The following is a 22912-nucleotide window of genomic DNA, read 5'->3' as shown; positions in this document are numbered from 1 at the left end:
GAAGAGGGACACATGGGTTCCAGCAACGGCGAGGTCACAGACGACGGCGAGCAGTGCGTCCGCGAAGAGCTGCGGACGCTGTTCCTGTTCGAGCATCTCGCCGACGACCAGCTCGACATCCTCTGCGAGGCCGGGCACATCGAGACGTTCCCGGCCGGCCCGCTGTGCCAGGAGGGCGAGCCCGCCACCTGCTTCTACGTCATGATCGACGGCGAATTGATCATGTCGAAGCGGTCCGGCGGCGTCGACATCCAGACCAACCGCACCTCCCAGCGCGGCGTGTACTTCGGCGCGTGGTCCGCCTACATCCCCGGTGAGGAACAGAGCTATCAGGCCTCGGTGCAGCTGACCCGGCCGTCGCGCTGCTTCGTGCTCGAGGCCAAGGACTTCGCCGAGTTCATGCGCACCCAGTTCCCGATGGCGGTGCACCTGCTCGAAGGTCATCTCGTCGGCGGCCGCAGGCAGAGCCAGATCATCGGGCAGCGGGAGAAGTTGCTGGCGTTGGGCACCATCACCGCCGGGCTCACCCATCAGCTCAACAATCCCGCCGCCGCCACCGCCCGGGCCGTCGCCGATCTGCGCGAGACGGTCGGCAAGATGCGGCACAAGCTGGCCATGCTGGCCGACGGGAAGTTCTCCCCCGAGGGGATGTGCGTGCTGATCCGCATCCAGGACGATGTCGCCGAGCAGGTGGCCAAGAACCGCGATGTCGAACTCACCGCGCTGGAGGCCTCCGACCGCGAGGACGCGATCGGCGACTGGCTGGAGGACCACGGCATCGCGTTGGCCTGGGACTACGCGCCGACATTCGTCGAGGCCGGCCTCGATACCGACTGGCTGGAGAAGGTACACGCCTCCGTCGACGAGGTCGACGCGACGGCGTCGCTGCAGAGCGCCATCGGCTGGCTGAAGTACACCATCGACAACGAACTGAGGATGAACGAGATCGCCGAGGCCAGCAAGCGGATCTCCGCCCTGCTGGCCGGCGCCAAGCAGTACTCGCAGATGGACCGCGGCACCTACGGCAGCGCCGACGTGCACGAACTGCTGCGCAGCACGATCATGATGTTCGGCGACAAGATCGGCGGCCCCGGCAAGGGCAAGCCGGTGTCCATCGTCAAGGAGCTGGACAAGACGCTGCCTGAATTGCAGTGCTACCCAGGTGATCTCAACCAGGTCTGGACCAATATCATCGACAACGCGATCCAGGCGATGGACGGGGAGGGCACGCTGACCCTGCGCACTTCCCGGGAGAACGAGCACACGATCCGGGTCGAGATCTGCGATGACGGCCCGGGCATCCCCGAGGAGATCATCGACCGGATCTTCACCCCGTTCTTCACCACCAAGCCGTTCGGCGAGGGCACCGGGCTCGGCCTGGACCTGGCCTGGCGGATCGTGGTGGAAAAGCACGGCGGCAACATCTCGGTGCAGTCCAAGCCGGGTGATACCCGGTTCGCGGTCTGCCTGCCGTTGATCGCGCCCGCCCCGGTCACCCCGACTCCGGGTGAACTCGCCGCCGCCGGCACCGAATAGTTCCGATCGGCGTGCGCGGATCGGAATGCGCACGTCACCGCCGTCGTTGAGGCAAACGTGACGAAACCAGACTTGGGCACGTTCGGCGTCTTCGGCCACTACGCCCAGTGGCGACAACTCTCGCGGGAACAACTCCGCGACATCGAGGCCCTCGGGTACGGGGCGATCTGGGCCGGCGGCTCACCGCCGGCCGAGCTGGAGTGGGTCGAGCCCATCCTGGGCGCCACCGACAGCCTGTCGCTCGCGACGGGCATCGTGAACATCTGGACCGCTGCGGCCGGGCCGGTCGCCGAATCGTTCCACCGGATCGACAAGGAGTACCCGGGCCGGTTCCTGCTCGGGATCGGCGTCGGCCACCCCGAAGCGCACACCGAGTACAAGAAGCCCTACGACGCGCTCACCGACTACCTCGCCGAGCTGGACCGCTACGGCGTCCCGGCCGACCGCCGGGTGGTCGCCGCGCTCGGCCCGCAGGTGCTCAAACTCGCGGCGCGCCGCAGCGCCGGCGCCCACCCCTACCTGACCACCCCGGAGCACACCGCCACCGCGCGGGACCTCATCGGGCCCGACGCGTTCCTGGCGCCGGAGCACAAGGTGGTCCCGACCAGCGACGCCGAGGCGGCCCGCGCCGTGGGCCGCAAGGCGCTGCAGGTCTACCTCGATCTGGCGAACTATCTGAACAACTGGAAACGGCTGGGGTTCACCGATGCGGATGTGGCCAAGCCGGGCAGCGATGCGCTGGTGGACGCCGTGGTCGCCTACGGCAGCACCGAGGCGATCGCCGCGCGCCTGCGCGAACATCTCACCGCCGGCGCCGATCACGTTCCGGTTCAGGTCCTGACGGGTACTGACAAGCTGGTGCCTGCACTGGCCGAACTGGCCGGCCCGCTCGGGCTGCAGTAATCAGAAACGCGGAACTACCCAGGAACGAGGACTACCACCATGACCGACGCTGTCTCGCTCAAACCCGACCTCGGCCGCTTCGGCGTCTGGATCTTCGGGAGCCCCAAGCCGGAACAGGCCGCCGAGATCGAGCAGCTCGGCTACCGCGCGATCTGGGTGGGCGGTTCGCCGGCCGGCGACCTCAACTACGTCGAACCGCTGTTGGAGGCCACCGAGAATCTGCAGGTCGCCACCGGCATCATCAATGTGTGGACGGCCCCGGCCGAAGAGGTCGCCGAGGCCTACCACCGGGTGGAGAAGGCGTTCCCGGGCCGCTTCCTGCTCGGCATCGGGATCGGCCATCCCGAACACACCGAGGAGTACCGCAAGCCCTACGACGTGCTGGTCGAATACCTGGACGCCCTCGACGCGCAGAAGGTGCCGACCAGCAGGCGGGTCGTCGCCGCGCTCGGCCCCAAGGTGCTCAAGCTGGCGGCCGCGCGCAGTGCCGGCGCCCACCCCTACCTGACCACCCCGGAACACACCGGGCAGGCGCGCAACCTCATCGGCAACACCGTCTTCCTGGCGCCCGAACACAAGGTGGTGCTCACCGACGCGTCACCGGATGCCGCCGAGCAGGCCCGCGCGGTGGGCCGCGAGACCGTGGACTTCTACCTCAATCTGAGCAACTACCTGAACAACTGGCGCCGGCTCGGGTTCACCGAGGAGGACATCGCCAAGCCGGGCAGCGACCGGCTGATCGACGCGGTGGTGGCGCACGGGGGCGCCTCGGCGATCGCGGCGCGGCTCAACGAGCATCTGGACGCCGGCGCCGATCACGTGGCCATCCAGGTGCTGGGTGGCCCGGACAAGCTGATTCCCACGCTGACCGAACTGGCCGGCCCGCTGGGGCTCAAAGGGGTAGACCACTAGGGTTGTCCCATGCGCCTGCTGGTCACCGGTGGCGCCGGGTTCATCGGCGCCAACTTCGTGCACCTGACGCTGCGTGAGAATCCCGATGTCGACGTGACTGTGCTCGACGCGTTCACCTACGCCGGCAGCCGGGAAGCGCTGGCCCCGGTGGCCGACCGGATCCGGCTGGTCACCGGGGACATCACCGACGGCCCGGTGGTCGACGCGCTCGTCGGCGCGGCCGACGCGGTGGTGCACTTCGCCGCCGAGACCCACGTCGACAACGCGTTGGCCGACCCGGCGCCGTTCCTGCACTCCAATGTGATCGGCACCTTCACGGTGCTGGAGGCGGTACGCCGGCACGGGACGCGGCTGCACCACGTCTCGACCGACGAGGTCTACGGCGACCTCGCGCTCGACGATCCGGGCCGGTTCACCGAGAGCACCCCGTACAACCCGTCGAGCCCCTACTCGTCGACCAAGGCATCCGCCGATCTGCTGGTGCGGGCCTGGGTGCGCTCCTACGGCGTGCGGGCGACAATCTCCAACTGCTCCAACAACTATGGGCCGTATCAGCACGTGGAGAAGTTCATCCCCCGCCAGATCACCAATCTGCTGACCGGGCGCCGCGCGAAGCTGTACGGGGCCGGGGCCAACGTGCGGGACTGGATCCACGTCGACGATCACAATGCCGCGGTGTGGCGGATCCTGGCCGACGGTGAGATCGGCCGCACCTACCTGATCGGCGCCGACGGGGAACGCGACAACCTGTCGGTGCTGCGCACCCTGCTGCGGTTGATGGACCGCGACCCTGACGACTTCGATCACGTCACCGACCGGGCCGGCCACGATCTGCGCTACGCGATCGACGCATCGGCGTTGCGTTCAGAACTCGGCTGGAAGCCCACCCACACCGACTTCGAGTCCGGCCTGCGGGCCACCATCGACTGGTATCGGGACAACGAATCCTGGTGGGGTCCTTTGAAGAACGACGTCGAGGCCACCTATGCGCGGCGCGGGCAGTGAGGTTGCGGACATGAGCTCGCGTGAACTGAAGGTGCCCGGTGCGTGGGAGATCACCCCGAGGGTGCACACCGATTCCCGCGGATTGTTCTTCGAATGGTTCACCGCGCCCGGGTTCACCTCGATGACCGGGCATCGCTTCGACCTGGCCCAGGCCAACTGCTCGGTATCCGCGGCCGGGGTGCTGCGCGGGGTGCACTTCGCCGAGTTGCCGCCGAGCCAGGCCAAATACGTCACCTGCCTGCGCGGGTCGGTGTACGACGTGGTGCTCGACATCCGGGTCGGCTCCCCCACCTTCGGGCAGTGGGATGCCGTGCTGCTCGACGAACGCACCCACAACTCGGTGTACCTGTCCGAGGGCCTCGGGCACGCTTTCCTTGCGTTGGAAGATAATTCGACGGTGATGTACCTGTGCTCGACGGGTTATGCGCCGCAGCGCGAGCACACCATCCTGGCCACCTCGCTGGGTATCGAGTGGCCCGCCGGGCATACCCCGCTGCTGTCCGAGCGCGACGCCGCCGCACCGACCCTCGACGAGGTACGCGCCGCCGGGCTTCTCCCGACCTGGGCCGACAGCCAGGCCTTCGTGGAGAGCCTGCGCGCCGCGCAGGCCGGCGAGTGACGGCTTCGCCCTAGCCGGCCCGCCGCCGGCGTGAACAAGATCGCCCATCTGTACCCGATTTCATCGCCCGGCTCACAGTCGACCGCTGCGCCGGTCGCCCTCACAACAGCCCCTTGCCAAACCCGTGCCCCGATTACTAGGATATGCAAGTATCTCGGCCTTCCGCCGGACCAGTAAATCTGCACACCTTTTTGGACGGATGTCATGACCACACAGATTCCGCACTTCATCGACGGCCAGCGCAGCGACCTGGCGTCCACCCGCACCGCCGACGTGCTCAACCCCAGCACCGGCGAGGTCCAGGCCCAGGTGTTGCTGGCCAGCAAGGCCGACGTGGACACCGCCGTCGCCTCCGCCGTCGAAGCCCAGAAGGTTTGGGCCGCCTACAACCCGCAGCGCCGCGGGCGGGTGTTCATGAAGTTCATCGACCTGGTGAACCAGAACGCCCAGGAGCTGGCCGAGCTGCTGTCCATCGAGCACGGCAAGACCGTCGCCGATTCGCTGGGCGACATCCAGCGCGGCATCGAGGTCATCGAGTTCGCCATCGGCATCCCACACCTGCTCAAGGGTGAGTTCACCGAGGGCGCCGGCACCGGCATCGACGTCTACTCGATCCGTCAGCCGCTCGGTGTCGTCGCCGGCATCACCCCGTTCAACTTCCCGGCGATGATCCCGCTGTGGAAGGCCGGCCCGGCCCTGGCGTGCGGAAACGCCTTCATCCTCAAGCCTTCTGAGCGTGACCCCTCGGTCCCCCTGCGGCTCGCCGAGCTGTTCATCGAGGCCGGTCTGCCCGCCGGTGTGTTCCAGGTGGTGCAGGGTGACAAGGAGGCGGTCGACGCCATCCTCACCCACCCCGACATCCAGGCCGTCGGGTTCGTCGGCAGCTCCGACATCGCGCAGTACATCTACTCCACCGCGGCCGCGCACGGAAAGCGTTCGCAGTGCTTCGGTGGCGCCAAGAACCACATGATCATCCTGCCCGACGCCGACCTCGACCAGGCCGTCGACGCACTGATCGGTGCCGGCTACGGCAGCGCCGGTGAGCGTTGCATGGCCATCAGCGTCGCCGTCCCGGTTGGCGAAGAGACCGCAAACCGGTTGCGCGCCAAGCTCGTCGAGCGTGTCAAGCAGCTGCGTGTCGGGCACAGCCTGGATCCCAAGGCCGACTACGGGCCGCTGGTCACCGGTGCCGCCCTCGAGCGGGTCCGCGACTACATCAACCAGGGTGTCGAGGCCGGCGCCGAGATCGTGGTCGACGGCCGCGAGCGCGCCACCGACGAACTCAGCTTCGACGATCAGAGCCTGGAGGGCGGCTACTTCATCGGCCCCACCCTCTTTGATCACGTCAGCACCGACATGTCGATCTACACCGACGAGATCTTCGGCCCGGTGCTGTGCATCGTCCGCGCCGAGGATTACGAAGAGGCACTGAGCCTGCCCACCAAGCACGAGTACGGCAACGGCGTGGCGATCTTCACCCGCGACGGTGACGCCGCCCGCGACTTCGTCTCCCGCGTGCAGGTCGGCATGGTCGGCGTGAATGTCCCGATCCCGGTTCCGGTGGCGTACCACACCTTCGGCGGCTGGAAGCGTTCCGGCTTCGGCGACCTCAACCAGCACGGCCCGGCCTCGATCCAGTTCTACACCAAGGTCAAGACCGTCACCGAGCGTTGGCCCTCCGGCATCAAGGATGGCGCCGAGTTCGTCATCCCGACCATGAAGTAGCCGGCCATGTTCGAGCTCGACGAGGATGAACGCGTCATCACCGAGACGGCGGCCGCGTTCGCCGCCAAACGGCTTGCGCCGCACGCTCTGGAGTGGGACGAGACCAAGCACTTTCCCACCGATGTGCTGCGTGAGGCCGGCGAACTGGGCATGGGTGCCATCTACTGCGGTGAGGATGTCGGCGGCAGCGGGCTGCGCCGCATCGATGCCGTGCGCATCTTCGAGGAACTGTCCGCCGCCGATCCGGCGTTGGCCTCCTTCATCTCGATTCACAACATGTGCGCCTGGATGATCGACACCTACGGCAGTCAGGACCAGCGAAAGACCTGGATACCCCGGCTGGCCGGTATGGAGGCGCTGGCGAGTTACTGCCTGACCGAACCCGGGGCCGGCTCGGATGCGTCGGCGGTGCGGACCAAGGCGGTGCGCGACGGCGACGAGTGGGTGCTCGACGGCGTCAAGCAGTTCATCTCCGGGGCCGGTGTCTCCGACGTCTACCTGGTGATCGCCCGCACCGGCGTCGACGGGCCCAAGGGCCTGTCGGCCTTCCTGATCGAAAAGGACACACCGGGACTGAGTTTCGGGGCCAACGAAGCCAAGATGGGCTGGAACACCCAGCCCACCGCGCAGGTCATCATGGAGGGCGCACGCGTCCCCGCCGATGCGATGCTCGGCGGACTCGACGGCGAAGGCGCCGGTTTCGGTATCGCGATGAACGGGCTCAACGGCGGCCGCATCAACATCGCGGCCTCGTCGTTGGGCGGGGCGCGGACGGCCCACGAGAAGGCGGCCGGCTACGTGCGGGACCGTCAGGCCTTCGGCGGCGCGTTGATCGACGAACCCACCATCCGGTTCACGCTGGCCGATATGGCCACGTCACTGGAGACATCACGAATGATGTTGTGGCGGGCGGCATCCGCACTCGACGCCGGGTCCCCGGACAAGGTCGAGCTGTGCGCGATGGCCAAACTCTATGTCACCGACGCGTGCTTCGACGTCGCCGACTCCGCGCTGCAATTGCACGGCGGATACGGCTATCTCAAGGAGTACGGGCTGGAGAAGATCGTCCGCGATCTTCGGGTGCATCGCATCCTGGAGGGCACCAACGAAATCATGCGTGTGGTCATCGGCCGGGCAGAAGCCGCCCGGGCCCGGGCCGCCGGTTAGGAAGGTCGCGCAAAAGAATGAGCACTGAGATGAACACCGTCGCTTTTCTGGGACTGGGCAACATGGGCGGACCGATGGCCGCCAACCTGCTGGCGGCCGGCCACGCCGTGCAGGGTTTCGACCCCGTCCCCGCAGCCAGGGAGGCGGCGAAGGCCAACGGCGCCAGCGTCTTCGACAGCGGCGCCGAGGCCGTCGCCGGGGCCGATGTCGTCATCACCATGCTGCCCAACGGCGCACTGGTGAAGAGCTGCTACGCGGAGATCCTGCCGGTGGCCGCTCCGGGCGCGCTGTTCATCGACAGTTCCACCATCTCCGTGGACGACGCCCGCGAGGTGCACAAGCAGGCCGCCGAGCACGGTTTCGCCCAACTCGACGCGCCGGTTTCCGGTGGGGTCAAGGGTGCGGTGGCCGGCACCCTGGCCTTCATGGTCGGCGGCCCCGACGAGGCTGTCGACGCCGCCCGGCCGATCCTGGATGCCATGGCCGGCAAGATCATTCACTGCGGGGCCGCCGGAGCCGGGCAGGCCGCGAAGGTGTGCAACAACATGGTGCTGGCCGTCCAGCAGATCGCCGTCGGCGAGGCCTTCGTGCTCGCCGAGAAGCTCGGACTGGACAAGCAGTCGCTGTTCGACGTGATCACCGGCGCCACCGGCAACTGCTGGGCGGTGCACACCAACTGCCCGGTCCCCGGCCCGGTGCCGACGTCCCCGGCGAACAACGATTTCAAGCCCGGGTTCGCGACGGCGCTGATGAACAAGGATCTGGGGTTGGCGATGGCCGCCGTGGAATCCAGCGGGTCATCCGCCCCGCTGGGCACCCACGCCGCCGAGATCTACGGGAAGTTCGCGCAGGACCACGCCGACAAGGACTTCAGCGCGGTCATCGAGTACATCCGCAACGGCTAGCCAGCCGCCTACGCGGCTGGAGCCGGACTGCCGCCTACGCGGCTGGAGCCGGACTGCCGCCTACGCGGCTGACGGGCTGTGCTGGTCCCACCAGCGGGCGTGCAGACGCCGACAGCTCGCCAGCCGCAGCGGGTCCGCGACCCCGGCGTACCCGGTGCGCACCGCGGCCGCCGACCGGTTCCCGCCGGCGGCGGTCTCGATGAGCACGGTGGCCAGCCCGGCCGCATTCGCGGCGCGCAACCCGGCGGTCGATCCGGTGATCGCGAGCGCGTCGTGCGACCCCACCCCGAGTTCACCCAGCGCGTGGCTGAACTTGTCGGGACCGATCAGATCGTCGGCGGTCACCACCGATTCCACGACCCCGTCCCCGACGAGTTGGCGGACCAGCGGCTCAGCCCAGCTGCGCCGCCCGTCCGTCACCACGCTGACCGGGATGTGCGCGACGAAGGCGTCCATCACCAGGTCGTGCAGCCCCGGCCGGGGCGTCACCCCGGCGTCGAGGATGATCTCCTCGAACATCATCTCCTTGGTCGCGCAGATCTCATCGACCAGCAGGTCGACCAGCACGTCGCATTCGGTGCCCACACAGCGTTTGCGCAGTTCGGCGGTGACGCGTTGGCGTTCGTCGGACAGTGCCAGCAGCTGCTGGTAGCGCTCGACGCTCCAGTGCAGGGACAGCCCGAGCGCGGCGAAGGCCGCGTTGTAGACCACCCGGTGCCCGTCGAGGTCCAGATCCGCCAGTGCATCGAGGTCGAATATCACCGCGCGGAGCGGACAGGCCGCCGGGTCGTCGGGTTCGTCGCCGAGCCACCAGAACTGGCCGACGGTGGGCCGGGTCTTCTCCTCATGTATGGACACCCGACCAGAGTGGCCCAGGTCACATCGTCTCCGCGTCCCCCGCTAGGGGGATTGGGCAGGCCAGGTTGGTGCGGCCAAGTTCGGCAGCAGCACGGGTTCCCACCTCTAAGGTGATGCCATGGCGCCGTCGGACCCGTTGCGTCTTGTGCTGGTCGATGACCACGAGATGGTCATCGAGGGTCTCAAGGCCATGCTGACCACCTTCGATGACCGGGTCCAGGTGGTCGGTCAGGCCATCGGCGCCGAACGGGCCGTCGAGGTGGTGACCGCCCTGCAACCCGACATCGTGCTCTGCGACGTCCGCATGCAGGGTGCCAGCGGGCTCGACCTCTGCCTGGCCCTTCGCGAGCTGGACCCGGACTGCAAGGTGGTCATGCTGTCGGTCTACGACGACGAGCAGTACCTGTTCCAGGCCCTGCGCGTCGGGGCCTCGGGATACCTGCTGAAGAGCATCGGCAGCGACGAGCTGGTACGCCAGCTGGAGTTCGTGCACCGCGGGCAGACGGCCATCGACCCGGGGATGGCCGCCCGCGCCGCCGACACCGCGGCCCGCCTGCAGCGCGACGAGTTCTGGCCCGGGGTCCGCCAGGGCCTCACCCAGCGCGAGAGCGAGATCCTGTCCTATGTGGTCAGCGGCCTGTCCAACCGCGGTATCGCCAACAAGCTGGTGATCGGGGACGAGACCGTCAAGACCCATCTGAGCTCCATCTACCGCAAGCTCGGGGTCAGTGACCGCACCGGCGCGGTGGCCACCGCGCTGCGCGAGGGCATCTACAGATGACCGGCGCTGAGCCCACCCGCCCGGACACTCCCCCGGGTCGCTCCGCTCCCGCCCGCCGGGACATCCCCCCGAGTCGCTCCGCTCCCGCCCGCCGGAAGGTACTGACGGCCGACCGCGAACTGGCCCTGCTGCGCGGGCTGATCGAGGCGGCCTCCCGCGGGCCGGGGGTGGAACCGCTGGCCGCCGCGGCGGCCCGGATGATCACCGATGCCACCGGCACCGACGTGTGCTTCGTCCACGTGCTCGACGACACCGAGCGGTCGCTGACCCTGACCGGCGCCACCCCGCCGTTCGACCGGGAGGTCGGCAAGATCCGGCTGCCGCTGGGCCACGGCATCTCCGGCTGGGTGGCCAGCAACCGGCAGCCCGTGGTGATCAGCCACGACAAGGAATCCGACCCGCGCTACCTTCCGTTCGAATCGCTGCGCGGTTCCGATTTCACCTCGATGGTGTCGGTGCCGATGCAGACCGATCCGGGCGGGCTGGTCGGGGTGCTCAACGTGCACACCGTGCACCGCCGCGAGTTCACCGACCGCGATGTGGAGTTGCTGCTGGTGATCGGGCGCCTGATCGCCGGCGCGCTGCACCAGGCCCGGCTGCATCGTCAGCTCGTCGCCCGTGAACGTGCCCACGAGAACTTCGTCGAGCAGGTCATCCAGGCCCAGGAGCTGGAGCGTCGACGGCTGGCCGCGGACATCCACGACGGCATCTCCCAGCGGCTGGTCACCCTGTCGTACTGGTTGGATGCGGCCGCCCGGGCGGTCGCCGACGGTGCCGGCCGGCCGTCGAAGTTCGCGGTCGACCACCTGGCCAAGGCCCGTGAACTGGTCGACCTGACCCTGCAGGAGGCGCGCGCCGCGATCGGCGGACTGCGCCCGCCCGTACTCGACGATCTGGGGCTCGCCGGCGGCCTGGCCAGTCTGGCCGGCTCGATCCCCGAGCCCGGCATCGAGATCGACCTGGCCCAGGACCGGCTGCCCGATCACATCGAGTTGGCGTTGTACCGGATCGCCCAGGAGTGCCTGCAGAACGTCGTCAAACATGCCCGGGCCAGCCGCGCGCGGCTCACCTTCGCCGTTGTGCGGGACGGTGACACCGAGTTCGCCCGCCTCGAGATCGTGGACGACGGCATCGGATTCGACACCTTCGAGCATCCGCTGGGCAGCGACGAGATGGGTGGCTACGGGCTGTTGTCGATGGCCGAACGCGCCGAGATCGTGGGCGGCCGACTGCACATCCGGTCCCGGCCGGGCGCCGGGACGGCGGTCACCGCGACCATCCCGCTCACGAGTTCCTGACGGCTCAGAAGTCGCCGGCGTTGCGGCGCAGCGTCTCGATCGCGGTGGCCAGCGCCCGCGACTGCTCGGCCGAGATCCCGATGTCGGCGAAGACTTCCTTGTTCAGCGTCTCGGTGGCGTCCTCGACGGTGGAACGGCCCAGTTCGGTCAGCCGTACCAGGGTGGTGCGGCCGTCGGTCGGATGCGGCAGGCGTTCCACCAGACCGTCGCTCTCCAGCCGCCGGATCGCGTGGGTGACGCTGGTGACGTGCACCTGCAGCCGGTCCGACGCCTTGGTGATGGGGAGCTCACCGTTGGCGCTGAACGCCAGCAGACGCAGCAGTTCGAAGCGGGAAAAGCTCAGGTCGTACGGCCGCAGCGCGTTCTCCACCCGGGCCAGCAGGATCTGATGCGCCCGCATCACCGACGTGACGGCGACCATGCCGTCGGCGACGTCACCCCATCCGGCTCGCTCCCAGTTGGCGCGGGCCAGCGTGATCGGGTCCCGTTTGCCGGAGTGTGAGGACATGCCCTTTTCATACCATCGCCGCCGCCACCGCCGACAACACCGCGCGGGTGGACTGCTCGGTTCCCACTGTGATCCGCACCCCGCCGTCGGCATAGGCACGCACCCGCACCCCGGTGCCCTCGAACACCGCGGGCCAGCCGCGGCGGCCGTTCGCCCCGCCGGGGAGGTAGACGAAATTGGCCCGCGCGTCGGTGCTGTACACGCCCATCGCCGACAACCGGGTCCGCAGCCGGCGCCGCTCGACCGAAATGGTCCGGATACGTTGCCGGAGTTCGTCTTCGGCGCGATAGCAGGCAGCCGCGGCGACCAGACCGGTCAGCCCGATCCCGAACGGCAGCTGCATGGTCCACAGCCGGCGGGCCAGGTCGGGTGCGCAGAAGCCGTAGCCGATGCGCAGCCCGGCCAACCCGTAGGCCTTCGAGAAGGTGCGGATGACAACCACATTCGGGAAGCGCAACACCAGCTCGCGGGTGTCGATCCGCTCGGACGGGGACAGGAACTCCTCGTACGCCTCGTCCAGCAGCACCGCGGTGTCCGGCCCCACCCGGCCCAGGAAACGCTCGATGTCCTGGGCCGACTCGATGGTCCCGGTCGGGTTGTGCGGCCGGCACAGCACCACCACCCGCGCGGTGGCGGCGGCCGCAGCCATCGCGTCGAGATCGTGGCGCCCGTGCACGTCCAGCGGCACCGTCACCGACCGTAATCGGGCCATCTGCGCGAAGATCGGGTAACCGTCGAAGGTGGGTGCGGTCATCACCATGGTGTCTCCAGGCGCGGTGAGCGCATGCAACACCTGCAGGATGACCCCGGTGGCGCCGGTGCCGATGACCACCTGATCGTCGCGAACCCCGATCCGGGCGGCGATCAGTGCGCGCATCCGTTCCGGCAGGAACTCCGGGTAGCGGTTGGCGGCGCCGAGGCAGTCGACCAGTGCCGCCCGCACCGACGGCAGCGGGGGGAACGGGTTCTCGTTGAGCGACAGCGCCAACGGATCGATGGCCGCGGGAAGCGCATCGCGCAGCCCGGCCGGCCCGTCCGGCAGGCTCATCGCCCACCCCACCGGACCGCGGCGGCGCCGGCGAAGTCCCCGGCGTGGGCGAAGGCGGCCATCAGCACGGTGTCGCCGGCCTCGACCCGGCCCTCGGTCACCGCCTTGTCCAGATTGACCGGGATCCCGGCGGCGAACAGGTTGCCGCACTCGTCGAAGGTGTCGAGGTGTCTCTCCTTGGGCAGTTCCAGAGCGTCGCGCCAGTTGCGCAGGAACACCCGATTGGGCTGGTTGGTCACCAGGAGGTCGATATCCCTGGGTGCCAATCCGATCCGGTCACACACCGCGTAGCAGACCTCGGGCACCTGACGGTTCCCCCGGGCCAGCACCTTGGTGATCTTGGACTCGGTGAACCCGATGCACCCCTCCCCCGGACCGGCCGCCCACCACTTGCGGGGCGGGTCCACCGCGATGGTCATATCGCCGGCGAACTCGCCGTAGGTGCGGCATTCGACATCCAGGATCGGCGATCGATCCGACCGCGCGACCAGTCCGACCGCCGCCCCGTCGCCGGGCACCGAGGACTGCGCCTTGCGGCGAATCGTCTGCTGGTCGAAGATCTGCCCCGCGGCGTTCTGCACCACCGCGATCAGTGCGGTGCGCCCCTCCCCGCTCGCCAGCAGGTTACGCGCGAGTTTGAGTCCGAGCACGAAGGCCGCGCATCCACCGTTGTGCAGGTCCACCACCCAGTTCGGTTTCATACCCAGCCGGTGCGCCACCGCCCCACCGCCGCCGTAGAACGGCATGTCGGGCAGTTGGGTGTGGGTGATCAGCACGTCGATGTCGGCCAGCGTGTCGGCGCCGTGTCGTTCGACCAGGCCGGCGGCGGCCCTTTCGACCATGTCGGTGGCGGTCTCGTCGACACCGACATGGTGGCGCAACCGTGGAGCCCGGAACATGAGATTGTCTCGTAGACCATCGGATTCGGCGTACTGCGCGTAATACTCGGCGCCGATGGGATCGCCGGGTAGATAGGTCGAGACATCGAGCAGGCTGACCGGCGCCGTGGTGTTCATCGGTCCGCCCCGGTCATCCAGGCCGGGCTGACCGGTAGGCCGTGCCGGTGCCGGTACTCGGCGATCGCCTTGAGGTTGCGCAACTCCAGTTCGTGGCCGGCCCCGAACATGTCCCAGAAGTCACCCACCCACACCGGGCGCTGCGGGGGCGCGGTCTCCGGGTACGGATTCTCGTCGTAGAACGGATGATGACAGTTGGTCCACAGCACCACCGACCCGGGCTTGTTCAGGACCACCTGCGCGTCGACGACCCGCATCAGATAGATCATCCAGAGATGATGGCCCTGGTCCCAGGCGCAGTGGTAGTCGACGGTCATCGCATCACGGTGGGCGACCGTGCGGGTGAATATCTGTGTCTGCGAACCCAATCGGTCATAGGCCAGCCACAGACCCGGCTCCCCGGCGGGAACGAAGCCGCGCAGACTGTAGGTCCATTCCTCCAACGACCGGGTGTCGGCGAGGTAGTCGAAGAGTTCGTCCGGTGGGCAGTCGACGAAACTGTTGACGGTGCAGAATTCACCGAACACCTCGTCGTGCGGGTACACCGAGCGCATCATCTCCATGATGATCGGCGTGGCGCTCTCCCGGGGAGAGTTTTCGATGCGGATCAGTCCGTCGATCGGTTCGACGATATCGTCAAGCGCGGGCAGTGACATGTTCTTTGACCTCCTGGTTGGTGAGAAATGGTGCGAACGTGGGAATTTCGTCGGCCGAACATTCGATGTTGACCACCGACGGGCCCGCTGCCGCCAACGCCGAATGCAACGCTGCGGGCAACGCGTCGGGAGTGGTGACGTCTACCGAGGGCAGACCCGGGAACATGGCCGCCAGCCCGGCGCCGAGGCGGCTGGCGGTGAACCGGTTGTAGCTGTAGCGGTCGCCGTAGAACAGTTGTTCCCGGGTGACGCACATTGCGTGGGCATTGTTGTTGAACAGCACCACGGTGACCGGCAGGCGGTACTGGATCGCGGTGTGTAATTCCAGACCGTGCATGAAGAACGCCCCGTCCCCGGCGATCACCACGGTGCGGCGGCCGCGTGCGAAGCACATGCCGATACCCGCACCGAAGCTGTACCCCATGCCGCCCATGCCCAGCGCCACCAGGAAGCGCCCGTCCCGCCGGGCCCGTAGCCGGTGGATCGCCGACGCCCCACTGTTGCCGGCGTCCACCACCACATCGACGCCGTCGGGCAGCGCGTGATCCAGTGCGTCGATCGCATCGCGATAGCGGATACCCGGCCCGTGGTGGCCGGGCGGGCTCAGCTCGGTGCGCGGGATACGTTCGGGCACCGAGATTCCGGTCGGACGCCCGGTGCCGGTGAGCGCCGTGTTCAGCAGCCGTAGCGACGCGCGCAGGTCCTCGGTGTGGACGTGGGTGCTCGGCAGGTAGGGAACCGCGCACCCGAGCGAGAGCACCGGCACCGTGGCCAGCGCGTCCTCCAGTCCGGCCCGCGCGGTCACCGACAACCGGGTGCCCACCAGCAGGCAGGCCGCGCTGTCGGCGATCACCCGGGCCACCCCGGGATGCCCCATCACCCCGGTCACGCCCAGCGCCGAGGAACTCCCGAGCCCGGGGGCACCGCTGACGTCCTTGGCGTCCGGGACAGTGGCCACCCGCGCCCGCAGGGTCGCGCGCAACCGTTCCAGTTCGTCGCGCGCGTCGTCGCGGGCCACCTGTTCCCCGGCGATGATCGTCACCGGACCGTGTGCGCGTCGCAGCCGCGCGGCGATCGGGCCCGGGTCACCCAGTTGGCGGCCGTTCACCGGCGCCCGGACGGGTGCACTCTGGACTGCGCCCTGCTGGATGTCCTTGGGCAGCAACAGCACCGCCGGTCCCCCGCACCGGGCGGCCGCCACCGCTTCCGGCAGCGCCGCCCCGATGTCGTCGGGGTCCAGGATGCGCCGGCAGTAGACCGACACCGCCGCGAACAACGCCGAGGCATCCAGCGAACCGTTGTGACCACTGGTGTCCTGGAAGCTGCCCCGCCCGTCCATCGTGCTGGGCGGCTGGCCCACCAACGCCAGCACGGGCACCCGGCTGGCCAGTGATTCCCCAAGCCCGGCAACCAGGTTCAGGCAACCGCCGCCGGATGTCGCGGCGACCACCCCCAGCGCCGAGGTGGCCCGACTGTACCCGTCGGCCATCGTCGCGGCGGAGAACTCGTGTTTGGCCAGCACGGCCGTGATATCGGTGCGCAGGGCCGCGGCGTCGTACAGATCCTCGATGTTGGCGCCGTCGACCCCGAAGATGTGACTGACACCGTGTACCGCCAACTGCTCGATGATGTGGTCGACCACTCGGTGCGTGCTGACCATCGGCGTACCTGCCTTCCCGTTCTGCAGGTGACACGCGACGCAGTGCGCTCGGGTTCACCCGCGCAGGGAACTCACAGGTTCTTTTCCAACAGCACTTTCCCGTCGTCTGCGGAAACCAGTTGCACAGCAGCGATCTCACGGGCGGGCAGCGGGGTGTTCCCGCTGGGCAGTGCGGTGGCACCGGACAATCCCAACCACGTCGCTATCTGGGTGCGGCTGCCGTCGCGGCCGACGACCACCATGCCGAGATTCTGGGCGGGGACGTCCCGTTGCCCCCAGTCGCCGTAGCTGCAGGCCATGTCGATGCGGGTGCCCCAGGTGTAGCTGGACATCGCGATGCTCGCGTTGATCGGTGTGTCGTTGACCTTGCTCATCTCCAGCATCGCCACGGTCTGCGGTGAACCCTGTTGCAGGCCGAGGGTTTCCGGCCGGATGACCGCGACCAGCCCGAGGACGAGCAGCGCGGCCGCCACGCCGAGAGCGGCCGCGGTCACCCACCGGGTGCGCTCACGGCGCCGGCGCACCCGGTTCAGAAGCTGTTCGCGCAGCGCGGGCCGCAGCGGCGGGTTGGGCGCCGCGACGTCCAGCGCCTCGACATCCTGCAGATCCACCATCGCCAGCAGTGCGGGCATCCCGGTGAGTTCGGCGACCGAGGTGGCGCAGCGGAGGCAGGCTTGCAGGTGCGCCTCGAACTCGCGGCGCTCCCCCGGCGACAGCGAGCCCAGCACGTAGCTGGCATCCCAGGTGAGGTACCGGTCGGCCGACTCACCCGCGGAGGTCCGCTCGAGGCCGGTCATCGGGTCACCCCCATCTCCTGCAGATTCAGTTTCAGCGCGCGCACCGCATAGTGCAGTCGGGATTTCACGGTTCCCTCTGCGATCCCGAGGTCGTCGGCAATCTCCGCGGTACTCCATCCCTGGTAATACGCTCGCCGGATCACCGCGCGGTGGTCCGGGGACAGTTCACTCAAAGCGGTGCTGATCAGTAGTCGGTCCAACGCCGTATCCACTTCGTCGGGGCCGGCAGCGGATGCGCCGGCGACCGTTTCGACATCGGGCGTGCCGGTCTCATTGCGGAACCGTGCGCTGCGACGGTCGTCGATGACCAGATTACGCGCGACGGTGAACAGCCACGCCCGGGCCGACCGGTCTGGGTCGGCAGTCACTTCCGGGTGCCGCCAGGCGCGCAACAGTGTCTCCTGCACAACGTCTTCCGCTCGGGCGGCGTCACCGGTCAACCGCAGGGCATATCGCCACAGGGCGCCTGCGTGTTCGTCGTATAGAACCCGCATCATCGCGGCCTCCGGATCGTCCACTCCAACCTCCGTCTCTGACACGACGTGAGTGGTGATCGAGTTCAACCGGGCTTCGGCTTCAGCAAACAGGGATCAGCAACCAGCCCAGATCAACTCAGGGTAGGGCGATCAGCCGTGGGATCGCTGGGTACTCGCTGTGCGTTCCCCTCGGACGGCCTGTCCTTCCGCTGGGAAGGCGACGACGATCTAGAGCGTCAGGATGCGGGGGCCGTTGTCGGTGACGGCCACGGTGTGCTCCCAGTGCGCGGCCCGCGAACCGTCGGTGGTGACGACCGTCCAGTCGTCGTCGAGGATCTTGGTGTTCGCGGTCCCCAGTGTCAGCATGGGCTCGATCGCCAGGACCGACCCGACCTCCAGATAGGGCCCGCGACCGGGGGCACCCTCATTGGGCAGGAACGGGTCCATGTGCATCTCACGTCCGATGCCGTGCCCGCCGTACCCGGCGACGATGCCGTACTTGCGCCCATCGCGCGCCTCGGCGGCGTGCGTGCCGACCTCGATCGCATGCGAGACGTCGGTCAGCCGGTTGCCGGGCAGCATCGCGGCGATACCCGCCTCCATGGAGGTCCGGGTGGCCTCGGAGAGCAGTTCGTCGGCCGGGATCAGGGTGCCGACCCCGAAGGTGACGGCCGAGTCGCCGTGCCAGTCGTCCAGGATCGCCCCGCAGTCGATGGAGACCAGATCTCCCTCGACCAGCACCTCAGCATCGGACGGGATGCCGTGCACCACCCGGTCGTTGACCGAGGCGCAGACGGTGGCCGGGAAACCGTGGTAGCCGAGGAACGACGGCACACCGCCACCGTCGCGGATCACCGACTCGGCGATGCGGTCCAGCTCACCGGTCGAGATACCGGGCGCGGCGGCTTCACGGACCGCCTTGAGCGCCGCGGCCACCAGCGCACCGGCGGCGGCCATCGCGTCCAACTCGCCGGGGCTGCGGCGGGGGACGACCTTGCGACGTAAGCCGGGCACGTTGATCATGACTGCTGGTCTATCTGCGGTTACTTGCCGAGGGCGGCCAGCGCCCGGGCGAACACCTCGTCGAGCGTGCCGACGGCCTCGACGGTCTTGAGTTCGCCGGCGTAGTAATCCAGCAGCGGCGCGGTCTCGTCGTTGTACACCTTCATCCGGTTGCGGATGATCTCCTCGGTGTCGTCGGCGCGACCGCGACCCTTGAGGCGTTCGAGCAGTTCGTCCTCGGAGACCCGGAACTCCAGCACGGCGTCCAGCTTCAGGCCACGCTTGGCCAGCATCTCCTTGAGCGCCTCGGCCTGTTCCACCGAGCGCGGGAACCCGTCCAGGATGAATCCGCCCGCGGCGTCCTCATGGTCGATGCGATCGTCGACCAGCGCGTTGGTCAGCGAGGCGGGCACCAGGTCACCGGCGTCCAGGTACTTCTTGGCTTCGATACCGAGCGGGGTGCCCGCACCGATGTTGTGGCGGAACAGGTCGCCGGTGGAGATCTGCGGGACACCGAGCTGCGCGGCGAGCTTCTCCGCCTGGGTTCCTTTTCCGGCGCCGGGAGGTCCGAGCAAAACGATTCTCATTTAGGGGAACCCTCTCTCACTTCAAAAAGCCCTCGTAGTTGCGCTGCATGAGCTGACTCTCGATTTGTTTCACGGTGTCCAACCCCACACCGATCATGATCAGCACCGCGACGCCGCCGAACGGCAGGTTCTGCAGGGTGGCGCCACCGCTGCCGGCCTGCAGGACCACGTTCGGGAGGACGGCGATCACACCGAGGTAGATGGAGCCCGGCAGAGTGATGCGGCTCAGCACGAACCGCAGATAGTCGGCGGTGGGCTTGCCCGGGCGGATGCCCGGGATGAAGCCGCCGAACTTCTTCATCTCGTCGGCACGCTCTTCGGGGTTGAACGTGATCGACACATAGAAGTACGTGAAGAAGATGATCAGGCCGAAGTAGAAGGCGATGTGCGTCGGGCTGGTCGGGTTGGACAGATGGTTGGCGACGAACGAGCTCCACCATCCGGTGCCCGGGTTGTCCCGACCGCTGTCGATGAGCTGCGTGACCAGCTGCGGGATGTAGATCAGCGAGGACGCGAAGATCACCGGGATGACGCCGGCCTGGTTCACCTTGAGCGGCAGGTAGGTCGAGGTGCCGCCGTACATCCGCCGGCCGACCATGCGCTTGGCGTACTGCACCGGGATGCGGCGCTGGCCCTGCTCGACGAACACCACACCGACCAGGATGGCCAGGGCGCCGATGCAGACGAAGGTGAACACCATGCCGCCGCGGCCGTCCAGGATGGCCTTGCCCTCGGCCGGGATGCGGGCCGCGATACCGGCGAAGATCAGCAGCGACATGCCGTTGCCGACGCCGCGCTCGGTGACCAGCTCGCCCATCCACATCACCAGGGCGGCGCCCGCGGTCATGACGATGACGATGACGACCAGACCGAAGATCGAGGTGTCGTCGATGATGTCCAGGCTGCAGCCCTGCATCAGGCCACCGTTGGCGGCCAGCGCCACGATGCTGGTGGCCTGCAGGACCGCCAGCGCGATCGCCAGGTACCGGGTGTACTGGGTCATCTTGGCCTGGCCGGCCTGACCCTCTTTCTTGAGCTGCTCGAAGCGTGGGATGACCACGGTGAGCAGCTGCACGATGATGCTCGCGGTGATGTAGGGCATGACGCCGACCGCGAACACCGACAGCTGCAGCAGCGCGCCACCGGAGAACAGGTTGATCAGGCTGTAGATCTGCGCGGAGTCACCGCCACTGACCTGCTCGATGCACTGTTGGACGTTCGGGTAGTTGACACCGGGCGACGGGAGCGTCGCGCCGGCGCGGTACAGAATGACCAACCCGAGGGTGAACAGGATCTTGCGCCTGAGGTCGGCAGTCCGCAGCGACGAGATGAAAGCCGAAAGCACTCTTCCTCCTGCGCAGCCGACTTCAATCGCACGGCGTGCCAATGGGGCTGGAATCGTTCCAGCGTCTGGTTAAGTCTCGCGCAATCTACCTGCAGGTTCATCACCAGCGGAGCCGCGCGTCAAACAGTCTACGAGAGTAACAGCTCAACTCCGCGCCGCCCTTATCCGGACGGGGCGCAGATTTGGGCTCAGTCGACCAACAGGTTCGAAGCGTACAGTCGAATTGTTCATTACATAAGCTAATTAATTGTGTCTAGGAGACCTCATGGCACGCACCGATGGAGACACCTGGGACCTGGCATCCAGTGTGGGCGCCACCGCGACGATGGTGGCGGCCGCACGCGCGATGGCATCCGCGCGGCCCGATCCGGTGATCAACGACCCGTTCGCCGCTCCCCTGGTACGCGCGGTGGGCGTGGATTTCTTCACCAAACTCGTCGACGGTGAGATCACCGAGGCCGATCTCGGTGACGACCCGCAGATGAACATCGCCCGGTTCGCCAACGCGATGGCCGCGCGCACCCGGTTCTTCGATGAGTTCTTCGAACACGCCGGCGCGGCCGGGATCCGGCAGGCGGTCATCCTGGCCGCCGGGCTGGACGCCCGTGCCTACCGTCTGGACTGGCCGGCCGGCACCGTGGTGTTCGAGATCGACCAGCCCGAGGTGATCGAGTTCAAGTCCCAGACCATGGCCGACCTGGGCGCCCAGCCGACGACCGAGCGCCGCACCGTCGCGGTGGACCTGCGCGACGACTGGGTGTCGGCGTTGCGGGCGGCCGGCTTCGACCCGACGGCGCCGACCGCCTGGATCGCCGAGGGACTGTTCGGGTACCTGCCACCCGAAGCCCAGGACCGACTGCTCGAACTGATCACCGAGAACAGCGGCCCGGGGAGCCGGGTGGCCGCCGAAGCGGTCCCCAGCACCGCGGACCTCGACCAGGAGGCCGTCCGGGAGCGGATGCAGTCGGTGAAGGACAAGTGGGCCTCGCACGGGTTCGATCTGGACTTCAGCGAACTCGTCTACCTCGGTGACCGCAAGGACGCGGCCACCCACCTGAGCGAACTCGGCTGGGCCACCACCGCGCAATCGGCCAACGAACTACTGGGCCGGCTGGGCCTGCCGACCATCGACGAGGACCAACAGGTCGGCCAGGCCTCCTACCTCACCGCCCTCCGATGACGACGCGCTCCGACGGGGACACCTGGGATCTCGCGTCCAGCGTGGGCGCCACCGCGACATCGGTGGCCGCCACCCGGGCCTTCGCCAGCCGCGGTCCCGACCCGTTGATCCACGACCCCTACGCAGCGCTGCTCGTCGAGGCCGTCGGGGTGCCGCATTTCATGAAGGTGGCCCGCGGTGAGATGGAAGGCCCGACGGATCCACCCACTGGGCCGGGCGCCGAGGACCCGCTGTTCGGCCCCGATGTGGTGCTGCACCAGATCGCGGTGCGTACCCGGTTCTTCGACGACTTCCTCGTCTCCGCGACTCGACGCGGCATCCGGCAGGCCGTCATCCTGGCCTCCGGGCTGGATACCCGCGCCTACCGGTTGGCGTGGCCGGACGGCACGGTGGTGTTCGAGATCGACCAGCCCGAGGTCATCGAATTCAAGACCCGGGTGCTGGCCGAGGCCGGTGCCGCGCCCGCCGCGGACCGCCGCACGGTGGGCGTCGATCTGCGTGACGACTGGCCGGCGAAGCTGCGGGAGTCGGGTTTCGATCCCGCGCGACCGACCGCGTGGATCGCCGAGGGACTGCTGCCCTACCTGCCGCCCGATGCCCAGGACCGGCTGCTGGACAGCATCACCGCGCTCAGCGCGCCGGGCAGCGCGCTGGCCACCGAACACATGGACGTCAAGGCTCTCACCGGCGACTGGGCCAAGGAACTGACTGCTCGGGGCCGCCGGTTCGGCAGTGACATCGACCTGACCGAGCTGTTCTACACCGGGCCGCGCACCCCGGCGGCCGAGCACCTCGGCTCGGCGGGCTGGCAGGTGGATCTGCTGCCGACAGCGCAGGCCTACGCGGCCAACGGATTCCCGCCCCCCGGTGACCGGATCACGGCGATGATCGGTGATTCTGGGTATCTGACCGCGACACGGACGTAGGG

At 68.2% G+C, this 22912-nt stretch carries 23 protein-coding genes; 12 read left to right on the top strand and 11 right to left on the bottom strand.

Annotation, left to right across the window (positions count from 1 at the left end):
* The first annotated feature begins 12 nt into the window (after nt 1–12).
* From K0O62_RS06290 to mmsB, 8 genes are all read left to right on the top strand, one after another.
* Nucleotides 13–1536: an ATP-binding protein gene (locus tag K0O62_RS06290; protein ID WP_073856343.1), complete on the top strand. Its 1524-nt coding sequence runs from the start codon at nt 13–15 to the stop codon at nt 1534–1536.
* Between the two features lie 57 nt (nt 1537–1593).
* Nucleotides 1594–2439, top strand: a complete 846-nt coding sequence (locus tag K0O62_RS06285) for an LLM class F420-dependent oxidoreductase (protein WP_073856342.1) — start codon at nt 1594–1596, stop codon at nt 2437–2439.
* Nucleotides 2440–2478: 39 nt separating this feature from the next.
* Nucleotides 2479–3351 (top strand): LLM class F420-dependent oxidoreductase, encoded by an 873-nt coding sequence (locus K0O62_RS06280; protein WP_073856341.1) that lies wholly within the window; start codon nt 2479–2481, stop codon nt 3349–3351.
* A 9-nt stretch (nt 3352–3360) separates the two neighbouring features.
* Entirely contained in the window at nt 3361–4356 is a 996-nt protein-coding gene (gene rfbB / locus K0O62_RS06275; protein ID WP_073856340.1) for a dTDP-glucose 4,6-dehydratase, read from the top strand.
* Nucleotides 4357–4366: 10 nt separating this feature from the next.
* Nucleotides 4367–4975 carry a dTDP-4-dehydrorhamnose 3,5-epimerase family protein gene (locus tag K0O62_RS06270; protein WP_073856541.1) on the top strand — a complete coding sequence of 203 codons (609 nt, stop codon included), beginning with the start codon at nt 4367–4369 and terminating at the stop codon, nt 4973–4975.
* A 204-nt stretch (nt 4976–5179) separates the two neighbouring features.
* Complete coding sequence (locus tag K0O62_RS06265) at nt 5180–6700, top strand: CoA-acylating methylmalonate-semialdehyde dehydrogenase (protein WP_073856339.1); 1521 nt, start codon at nt 5180–5182, stop codon at nt 6698–6700.
* A gap of 6 nt (nt 6701–6706) precedes the next feature.
* Nucleotides 6707–7867: an acyl-CoA dehydrogenase family protein gene (locus K0O62_RS06260; protein WP_073856338.1), complete on the top strand. Its 1161-nt coding sequence runs from the start codon at nt 6707–6709 to the stop codon at nt 7865–7867.
* Between the two features lie 29 nt (nt 7868–7896).
* Nucleotides 7897–8772, top strand: coding sequence for a 3-hydroxyisobutyrate dehydrogenase (gene mmsB, locus K0O62_RS06255; RefSeq protein ID WP_073856337.1), 876 nt, complete (start codon nt 7897–7899; stop codon nt 8770–8772).
* A gap of 60 nt (nt 8773–8832) precedes the next feature.
* Here mmsB and K0O62_RS06250 read toward each other — a convergent pair whose 3' ends face one another.
* Nucleotides 8833–9630, bottom strand: a complete 798-nt coding sequence (locus K0O62_RS06250; RefSeq protein WP_234800080.1) for an HAD family hydrolase — start codon at nt 9628–9630, stop codon at nt 8833–8835.
* Between the two features lie 118 nt (nt 9631–9748).
* On the opposite strand from K0O62_RS06250, the gene K0O62_RS06245 reads away from it, so the two are divergent.
* Both K0O62_RS06245 and K0O62_RS06240 read left to right on the top strand, forming a co-directional pair.
* Nucleotides 9749–10411, top strand: a complete 663-nt coding sequence (locus tag K0O62_RS06245) for a response regulator (RefSeq protein WP_073856336.1) — start codon at nt 9749–9751, stop codon at nt 10409–10411.
* Nucleotides 10408–11709 carry a GAF domain-containing sensor histidine kinase gene (locus K0O62_RS06240; RefSeq protein WP_079244294.1) on the top strand — a complete coding sequence of 434 codons (1302 nt, stop codon included), beginning with the start codon at nt 10408–10410 and terminating at the stop codon, nt 11707–11709. The genes K0O62_RS06245 and K0O62_RS06240 overlap by 4 nt, the downstream gene beginning before the upstream one ends.
* 4 nt (nt 11710–11713) lie before the next feature.
* Here K0O62_RS06240 and K0O62_RS06235 read toward each other — a convergent pair whose 3' ends face one another.
* The 10 genes from K0O62_RS06235 to secY form a co-directional block, all read right to left on the bottom strand.
* Nucleotides 11714–12217: a MarR family winged helix-turn-helix transcriptional regulator gene (locus K0O62_RS06235; protein ID WP_073856335.1), complete on the bottom strand. Its 504-nt coding sequence runs from the start codon at nt 12215–12217 to the stop codon at nt 11714–11716.
* 7 nt (nt 12218–12224) lie between these two features.
* Nucleotides 12225–13265, bottom strand: a complete 1041-nt coding sequence (locus tag K0O62_RS06230; protein WP_073856334.1) for a pyridoxal phosphate-dependent aminotransferase — start codon at nt 13263–13265, stop codon at nt 12225–12227.
* Nucleotides 13262–14281: a 3-oxoacyl-ACP synthase III family protein gene (locus K0O62_RS06225; protein WP_073856333.1), complete on the bottom strand. Its 1020-nt coding sequence runs from the start codon at nt 14279–14281 to the stop codon at nt 13262–13264. Before K0O62_RS06225 ends, K0O62_RS06230 begins: the two co-directional genes overlap by 4 nt.
* The gene (locus tag K0O62_RS06220; protein WP_073856332.1) at nt 14278–14937 is read right to left on the bottom strand and encodes an SRPBCC family protein; all 660 of its coding nucleotides are present in this window, start codon (nt 14935–14937) and stop codon (nt 14278–14280) included. Before K0O62_RS06220 ends, K0O62_RS06225 begins: the two co-directional genes overlap by 4 nt.
* Nucleotides 14918–16597, bottom strand: a complete 1680-nt coding sequence (locus K0O62_RS06215) for a thiamine pyrophosphate-binding protein (RefSeq protein ID WP_073856331.1) — start codon at nt 16595–16597, stop codon at nt 14918–14920. The genes K0O62_RS06220 and K0O62_RS06215 overlap by 20 nt, the downstream gene beginning before the upstream one ends.
* A 71-nt stretch (nt 16598–16668) precedes the next feature.
* Complete coding sequence (locus tag K0O62_RS06210) at nt 16669–17394, bottom strand: anti-sigma factor family protein (RefSeq protein ID WP_073856330.1); 726 nt, start codon at nt 17392–17394, stop codon at nt 16669–16671.
* Nucleotides 17391–17912 (bottom strand): sigma-70 family RNA polymerase sigma factor, encoded by a 522-nt coding sequence (locus K0O62_RS06205; protein ID WP_073856329.1) that lies wholly within the window; start codon nt 17910–17912, stop codon nt 17391–17393. Before K0O62_RS06205 ends, K0O62_RS06210 begins: the two co-directional genes overlap by 4 nt.
* Before the next feature lie 186 nt (nt 17913–18098).
* Nucleotides 18099–18893, bottom strand: coding sequence for a type I methionyl aminopeptidase (map, locus tag K0O62_RS06200; RefSeq protein WP_073856328.1), 795 nt, complete (start codon nt 18891–18893; stop codon nt 18099–18101).
* Between the two features lie 20 nt (nt 18894–18913).
* On the bottom strand, nt 18914–19459 hold the full coding sequence (locus K0O62_RS06195; RefSeq protein WP_073856327.1) for an adenylate kinase: 546 nt from the start codon (nt 19457–19459) through the stop codon (nt 18914–18916).
* A 16-nt stretch (nt 19460–19475) separates the two neighbouring features.
* Nucleotides 19476–20804 (bottom strand): preprotein translocase subunit SecY, encoded by a 1329-nt coding sequence (secY, locus tag K0O62_RS06190; RefSeq protein WP_073856326.1) that lies wholly within the window; start codon nt 20802–20804, stop codon nt 19476–19478.
* A gap of 265 nt (nt 20805–21069) precedes the next feature.
* Between secY and K0O62_RS06185 the strand changes: the two genes are divergently transcribed.
* Both K0O62_RS06185 and K0O62_RS06180 read left to right on the top strand, forming a co-directional pair.
* On the top strand, nt 21070–21984 hold the full coding sequence (locus K0O62_RS06185; RefSeq protein ID WP_073856325.1) for a class I SAM-dependent methyltransferase: 915 nt from the start codon (nt 21070–21072) through the stop codon (nt 21982–21984).
* Nucleotides 21981–22910 (top strand): class I SAM-dependent methyltransferase, encoded by a 930-nt coding sequence (locus K0O62_RS06180; RefSeq protein ID WP_073856324.1) that lies wholly within the window; start codon nt 21981–21983, stop codon nt 22908–22910. The genes K0O62_RS06185 and K0O62_RS06180 overlap by 4 nt, the downstream gene beginning before the upstream one ends.
* The last annotated feature ends 2 nt before the right edge of the window (nt 22911–22912 follow it).

The organism is Mycolicibacterium diernhoferi (assembly GCF_019456655.1).
GTDB lineage: Bacteria > Actinomycetota > Actinomycetes > Mycobacteriales > Mycobacteriaceae > Mycobacterium > Mycobacterium diernhoferi.
The sequence above is the reverse complement of the archived record's forward strand: the minus strand, read 5'-3'. Positions and strand labels throughout refer to the sequence as shown.